The 6,238-nt window shown below is 72.3% G+C and carries 6 protein-coding genes and 1 pseudogene; all 7 read right to left on the minus strand.

From position 1 onward, the window contains the following. Nucleotides 1-433 (minus strand): phage tail protein (locus P1P75_RS38690; RefSeq protein WP_319264216.1); only part of this gene is annotated, 433 nt, incomplete at its 3' end. A gap of 31 nt (nt 434-464) precedes the next feature. Next, the gene (locus P1P75_RS38695) at nt 465-2,423 is read right to left on the minus strand and encodes a putative baseplate assembly protein (RefSeq protein WP_319264218.1); all 1,959 of its coding nucleotides are present in this window, start codon (nt 2,421-2,423) and stop codon (nt 465-467) included. Next, a complete protein-coding gene (locus P1P75_RS38700) occupies nt 2,423-2,866 on the minus strand; it encodes a GPW/gp25 family protein (protein ID WP_319264219.1) in 444 nt (147 codons plus the stop codon). Before P1P75_RS38700 ends, P1P75_RS38695 begins: the two co-directional genes overlap by 1 nt. A 52-nt stretch (nt 2,867-2,918) precedes the next feature. Next, entirely contained in the window at nt 2,919-4,823 is a 1,905-nt protein-coding gene (locus P1P75_RS38705) for a VgrG-related protein (RefSeq protein WP_319264221.1), read from the minus strand. Beyond that, nucleotides 4,823-5,548 (minus strand): LysM peptidoglycan-binding domain-containing protein, encoded by a 726-nt coding sequence (locus tag P1P75_RS38710; RefSeq protein WP_319264222.1) that lies wholly within the window; start codon nt 5,546-5,548, stop codon nt 4,823-4,825. Before P1P75_RS38710 ends, P1P75_RS38705 begins: the two co-directional genes overlap by 1 nt. An 18-nt stretch (nt 5,549-5,566) precedes the next feature. Further along, complete coding sequence (locus tag P1P75_RS38715; RefSeq protein WP_319264224.1) at nt 5,567-5,992, minus strand: phage tail protein; 426 nt, start codon at nt 5,990-5,992, stop codon at nt 5,567-5,569. 53 nt (nt 5,993-6,045) lie between these two features. Continuing rightward, nucleotides 6,046-6,238: pseudogene (locus tag P1P75_RS38720) on the minus strand (hypothetical protein); the annotation flags it as partial.

A 6,238-nucleotide genomic window follows, 5' to 3' on the forward strand; every position in this document is an offset into this window, starting at 1 on the left:
GCGTGACGTGCAGGTGCGGGCGGGGTTCGCCGGGGACCGGGCCGAGCGGGCGGGCGCTCCAGGAGGCGCCGCCGCTCTCGGAGATCTCCGGCCGCACGCCGAAGGCCAGCCGGATCGCCTCGGCGAGGCCGTGCCGGGTGCCGCGCACCCGGTGCAGGTAGGCGGCGGCGGCGACCGCGGCCCGCAGCCGTTCCTCGGGTTCGGTGCCGTCGGTCTCGGCGCCGACCCAGCCGGCCAGCCAGCGGGTGAAGTCGACGGGGGCCAGGGCGGGGTCGAAGTAGGCGGGGAGGCAGTCGAGGACGTTGTGGAACGGGGCGATCACCTCGTCGAGTCCGGCGACGAACCGCTGGGCGAGGTCGTCGTCGGCGAACACGGCGGGCAGCATCGCGCCGATCGGCGCGGACGAGCCGAGCCCGTCGACCGAGCCCCTCACCGGAGTACCCCGCTCGCCGGTGCGGCCGGGTTCATGAGCCGTCTCCGATCACGCGGACGCGGTGGTCGTAGGAGAAGACCAGGGCGGGTGCGGACAGGTCGATACGATCGGTGGCGTCGCCGCGTTTGCCGGTGAGCGGGTCGGCGGGGTGCAGGGTGACCTGGTCGACGAGTTCGACGCCGGGGACGCGCTGCAGGACGGCGAAGACCTCGCCGGACTGGACGGGCCGCCCGAAGGGCCAGCCGCGGCCGTCGGTGCCGCCGGTGAGCGGGTCGAGGTGCCGGTAGAGGGCGTCGTGGGCCTTGCGGCGCACCCGGTCGGTGTCGACGCCGCGGAAGGCGTGCACGGTGGCGACGACGGTGACGCCCTGGTAGTACGGCGGTCCGACGGCCAGCCGGGTGCCGATCAGGCGGCGTTCGTCGAGGTGCCGGGTGATGCGGTCCAACAGGGTGTCACCGGGGACCAGTTGCTCGAAGCGGAGCCGTCCGCCCGGATCGGGCACGGCCTGCGGCACCACCAACACCCGCACCGCGTAGGCCCCGTGCTCATCGGGGTCGCCTTCGAGGCAGGTGATGCGGGCCGTCTCGGGGGCGGCGCGGCGGGCCAGTTCCTCGTAGTCGCGCAGGGTGACGGCACGCTCCTGGGCGCGCAGGGTGACGGGCGCGCGCACCTTGGCCTCGTCCACGGTCTCGCCGTCGACCCCACCGCGCGCGGCCTCCCGGTTGACGACCTCGGAGATGTACGGCACGGAGGTGCGCAGCACCTGTACGGAGCCGCGGGCCACGTTGCCGGCCCGGCCGCCGCCGGTGCGGTAGCGGCGGGCGCGGATCACCGAGCCCTTGGGGGCGACGGCGCCGTACTGGCGGAGCGTGCCGTCGGGTTCGCGCACGGACGGGCCGAAGGCGATCTCGCCGGTCGCCGCGTCGAGGGTGACATGCCGGTCGGCGGGGCCGGACGCGGCGAAGTGCGGGACGACCCGCCAGTCGGTCCAGCCCTCGTGCCCGGCGGTCTGCAGGAGCAGGGGCGGGTCGTCGCCGACGACCGGGGCGTGGGCCAGGCGCAGGCGCTGGCCGGGCAGGCCGGTCGACTCGCCGAGCGCCTCGTCGTACACCGTCTCGGCGTGGACCGTGGGGGCGGTGCCGCCGACCGTGAAGGCCTCGGCGGAGCGCACGGTGGGCGAGGTGGTGTAGAAGGGCTGGCCGGTGAGCGGTTCGGTGACACGGCAGCGCAGCCAGCCGGCCTCCTGGCCGCCGGAACGGGACAGGACATGGCCCGCGGGGACGTGCAGGACGACCTCGCCGGGCCGGTTGAGGCCGCCGGTGCCGTCACGGTCGACCTCGCAGGACTGCCAGCCGTCCTCCGTCCACGCCTCCCAGACCAGCGGCGGCTGGCGCGGGTCCACGCCGACGCCGTCGACCCGGCTGTCGAGTTCGAGGGCGACCGCGCAGTGCGGGACGGCCGCGGTCAGGCCGAGCAGCATGCAGTCGCCGGGCTGCGGGGCCTCCGAGAAGCACAGCAGGTCCTTGCCCTCGACGAGGTCGGTGGTCCGGTCGGCGACCGGCTCGCCCTGGTGCTGCACGACGAGGTGACGCAACTCGCACGGTACGACGGACAGTTCGCGTTCCGTGGCGAAGACCACCGCCTCCTCGCTCTCCGTGCGCACGGTCGCCACCTCGGTGCCCACCGGCAGCAGCACGGTCTCCTCCTGCGGCGCCGACAGCCAGAAGGTGACGTCGGCGCGGGCCGCGGACGGCGGGAACAGGTGGATGCCGACCAGGTCGAGGAAGGCGAGGTGGTTCTTCTCCGGGACCCGGTTGAGGCGGTAGACGATCTGGTCGGCCATGTGGGCGACCGTCTCGACGAGGGTGACGCCGGGATCGGAGACGTTGTGGTCGGTCCACTCCGGGGCGCGCTGCTGGATGTAGCGCTTGGCGTCGTCGACGAACTGCTGGAAGCGGCGGTCGTCCAGATTGGGGGAGGGCAGAGCCATCAGCGGTCGCTTTCAAAGGCCGTACCCGAGGAGGCCGGGGAGTCCGGCTCGTCGTGGGACGGAATGACGTAGAAGGGGAAGACGAGGCTGCGCGGGTTGTTCGTGCCGCGGATCGCGTAGCGGACGTCGATGAACAGCACGCCCTGCTCGGCGCCCGCGGTGACCTCGACGTCGGTGACCTCGATGCGCGGCTCCCAGCGGTCGAGGCTGGCGTACACCTCGTGCTGGATGCGGCCCGCGGTGGACTCGTTGACCGGGGCGAAGACGAGGTCGTGGATGGCGCAGCCGAACTCCGGACGCATCGGGCGCTCGCCCGGCGCGGTCGCCAGGACCAGCCGGATCGCCTCCTCGATCTCGCGTTCGCCGCTGACCAGGGCGATGCCCCCGGTGGGGCCGATGCGCAGCGGGAACGCCCAGCCCGATCCGACGAATTGCTCGGCCATCAGAGGGCCACCTGCCTTCTCCTGGTGTTCACGGCGTGCCGTCGGGGTGTCGTCACGGCAGCGGGTAGGGCTTGGCGTTGACGAGTACGGCGCCCTGGAGCATGACCGTCGCGGCCCGGATGCCCACGTTGGTGGTGGAGTTGACCTGGACGGTGGTGCCCGCGCTGAGCGTGGCGGCGCCGAGCGCCTTGAGGTTGAGCAGGCCCGCCGCGTCCACCGACACCACGCCCGTCAGTGACCTGATGTTGACCAGGCCGCCCCTCAGGGTGAGGGAACCGCCGCTTCTGATGGCGAGGTTGCGGCCGGCGCTGAGGGTGAGGTCGGTGCCCGCCTTCACGGTCACCGACCGGGAGCCGGTGATGCTGACGGCGCCCTTGCTGTCGACGGTGATCTCGGTCTTCGTCCGGTCCAGGTTGATGACGAGCCGGTCGTCGCCGGACGTCACCCGCACGCCCTGCTTGCGGCCGCCGGTCTTCTGGCTGAGCAGGTCGACACGGTTGCCGTCCCGGTCGGACAGGGTGTGCCGGGCGGCCCGGCGCCGCGCCCCGTCGTGCAGGGGCACGTCCCTGACGGGCGTCGGCTTGTCCTTGCCGTTGTAGAGGCCGCCGATGACGTACGGGCGGTCCAGGGCGCCCCGGTCGAAGGCGACCAGCACCTCGTCGCCCACGTCGAGCGGGAAGATGGAGCCGCCGTCCTTGCCGCCCCACTGCACGACCCGCGTCCAGTCGCTGACGTAGGCGTCGTCCAGCCACGGGAACTGGAGCTTGACCCGGCCCTGCTTGAGCGGGTCCAGGATGTCGGTGACCAGGGCGTTCGCGGTGCCGGGCAGGCGCAGGCCGTTGTGCGGGTCGCCGCCGCCGGACGCCAGCCCGTACAGGGACCGCCACTGCCGGCCGCTGACGGTGACCCACGCCTCGTAGTGCCGGCCGTCGCCGAAGACGTGCCGTACGGACGTCGCCGTGTACTTGCCCTCGAAGGGGGCGCCCACGTCGGCGAGCGTGACGGGCAGGCCGGGCCGCAGCTTCGGGGTGCCGCGCGCGACGACCTCCAGCTCGGCGAACGAGCCGGTCACCTCGTCGGCGAGGGCCTCCGCGGCGAACTTCACCTCGGACTGCCGGTCGTAGGGCTGTTGCGCGTCGACCAGTTTCGCCGGCTTGAACTTGGCGGCGGCCTCGCCGGGCGTCGTGCCGATGCTGATGCCCGGGTTGGTCTTCGCCGGTGCGGTCGCGGTGAGCTTCTTCTTCGTCGTGACGTCCCAGCCGCGCGCCTCGACCGTGGCGACCTGTTCGGCGGAGGTGACGGCGGCCCGCAGCCGCAGGATGTCCGTCCCGGCCTCCAGGACGAACGGGCTCCTGTCGCCGGGCGTGGAGGTGGCCGGCGCGCCGGAGGCGGGGTCCGGGCGCACGAACTGGAACTTCCCCTTCGCATCGACCGACATGACCATCTCGTTCTCGTCGGCGAGCCGGGCCAGGAAGTCCCAGTCGGTGACGTTGGCCTGGCTGATGAACTCGTAGACCGTCTTCGTGGCCTGGATCCGCCCGACCGGCACACCGTCCTGCGCGGCCAGCTTGCGCGCGATGTCGGAGGCGCTCTGGTTGCGGTAGGCGGCGACGCGGCGCTGACGCATCAGCCGGTGACCGTGGTCGTAACCGCGGATCACGGTGAAGGAGCCGGTGCCGTCGTAGTCCGCCTCCAGCCCGCACACCTCCCCCGTGAACAGGGGGTTCGCGGCGCCCTGACCGTCGGCGACGGGCGCCAGGACGACCGGCGTGCCGAACTTCACGCCCAGCTTGGCGAGCACCTGGTGGTGGGGGTCGCGGAAGGTGAGCCGGAACGCGGCCGGCACCCCGAGACCCTGGTCCACCCACCCCTCGACGAGGAGCGGGGCGAAGTCGGCAGGCAGCGGCCGGCCGCCCAGGGTGACCTGGATGACGCTCGAATACGCCGACTGCACCATCAGAAACGCACCTCCTCGACGGCGGGCAGCACCAGTTCGGTGCCGTTGGCCAGCCGGTTCGGGTCGTCGATGCCGTTGACCTCGGCGATGGTCCGCCAGGCCGCCGTGTCGCCGTACTCCCGCCAGGCCAGCGACTGCAGGGAGTCCCCCGCCACGACCCGGTGCACGCGCTGCGCGGTCAGCGCGCCCGACGTCGGGTTCTGCCCCTTCGTCTTGCTGGGGATCTCGTGCAACCGCACCTGACAGGTCGCCCGGATGGGCACGCCCGTCGTCCCGAACAGCGAGTAGCTGACATCGACACTGCTGACGTACGAGGTGAAGCGGGCCGTCGAGAACGAACCCCACTGGAACACCACCCACGGCGGCGACGGCTGCTTCGCGGCGATGCTCTTCGTCGTCACCTCGCAGCATTCGAGGAGTGACTCGACCTTCTTCAGGACCGTGTTGCTGCCCGGCTTGTCCGAGGAGTCCAGGAAGATCTCGACGGTCATCTCGCGCGGCTCAGGACCCATGAACTCCGGTACGGAACCGTCGCGGACGGCCGCCGTCGGGGTCACCTTCCACTGGGCGCGGCGGCCCAGCTGGAGCTGCGACGGGTTGAAGTCGAACGCGAACGACCTGATGAGCCCGCCCGGTGTGGTGCTCGAACCGACGGGCGGCTCGTGGATCGCCAGCGTGGCCCGCACGAGGCTCTTGCCCGCGCCGCCCTTGCTTCCCTTGGCCATGACGTTGCTCCCCTGCGCTCAGTCCGTGAAGCCGTGGTGGGTGATCTCCAGGACCTCCGTCGCGACGCCCGGATTCGCCGGGTCCAGCGACGGGCCCTGCCAGCTGACCGGCAGCACGTCGATCAGGCCCCACTTCGCCACCTCGGAACCGTCCGCGCGCAGCGCCGCGATCTGGGCCGTCGGCCGGGTCACGCCCGTGGTGACCGACGAGATCCACTTGGCGACCTTGGTGGTGTCCGGGGTGAGGGGCCGGGTCAGCCGGATCGTGGAGAAGGTGACGCGCGACGGGAGCTGCCAGACGAACCCGTTGTTGCCGCCCTCCTGCCGCTGCTCGATCTCCACCTGGGAGGACAGCCCCTCGCACCCGTTGAAGAATCCGAGGCTCTCCCCGTCGATGGTCAGGGTGAAGAAGATGGTGGAGCCCGGGTCGAGATCGCGGGACATCGAGGGGCCTTTCTGGTTCAGCGGGGGCGGCGGGGCGAGGAGTCGGGAGGCGGTCAGTGCCGGGGGTCGCGGAGGCGCCCGACGCGCTCGCGGTCCAGGCGGAGTTCGGTACGCAGAAGGCGGGTGATGCGCCCCGTCAGACGGTGCGTCAGCTCGTCCAACTGGAAGTCGGTGAGCGCCCGGGGGTCGAAACCACCCCGCGGGACCTCCGAGTGGGCGGGCGCCGGGGGGCTCTCGGAGGAGGGG

This window comes from Streptomyces sp. ID05-39B (assembly GCF_033794725.1).
GTDB classification, from domain to species: Bacteria; Actinomycetota; Actinomycetes; order Streptomycetales; family Streptomycetaceae; genus Streptomyces; species Streptomyces bobili.

Coding starts and splice junctions, on each gene's coding strand:
- P1P75_RS38695 (WP_319264218.1), bottom strand. CDS start 2,423: ATGGCTCTGCCCTCCCCCAATCTGGACGACCGCCGCTTCCAGCAGTTC.
- P1P75_RS38700 (WP_319264219.1), bottom strand. CDS start 2,866: ATGGCCGAGCAATTCGTCGGATCGGGCTGGGCGTTCCCGCTGCGCATC.
- P1P75_RS38705 (WP_319264221.1), bottom strand. CDS start 4,823: ATGGTGCAGTCGGCGTATTCGAGCGTCATCCAGGTCACCCTGGGCGGC.
- P1P75_RS38710 (WP_319264222.1), bottom strand. CDS start 5,548: ATGGCCAAGGGAAGCAAGGGCGGCGCGGGCAAGAGCCTCGTGCGGGCC.
- P1P75_RS38715 (WP_319264224.1), bottom strand. CDS start 5,992: ATGTCCCGCGATCTCGACCCGGGCTCCACCATCTTCTTCACCCTGACC.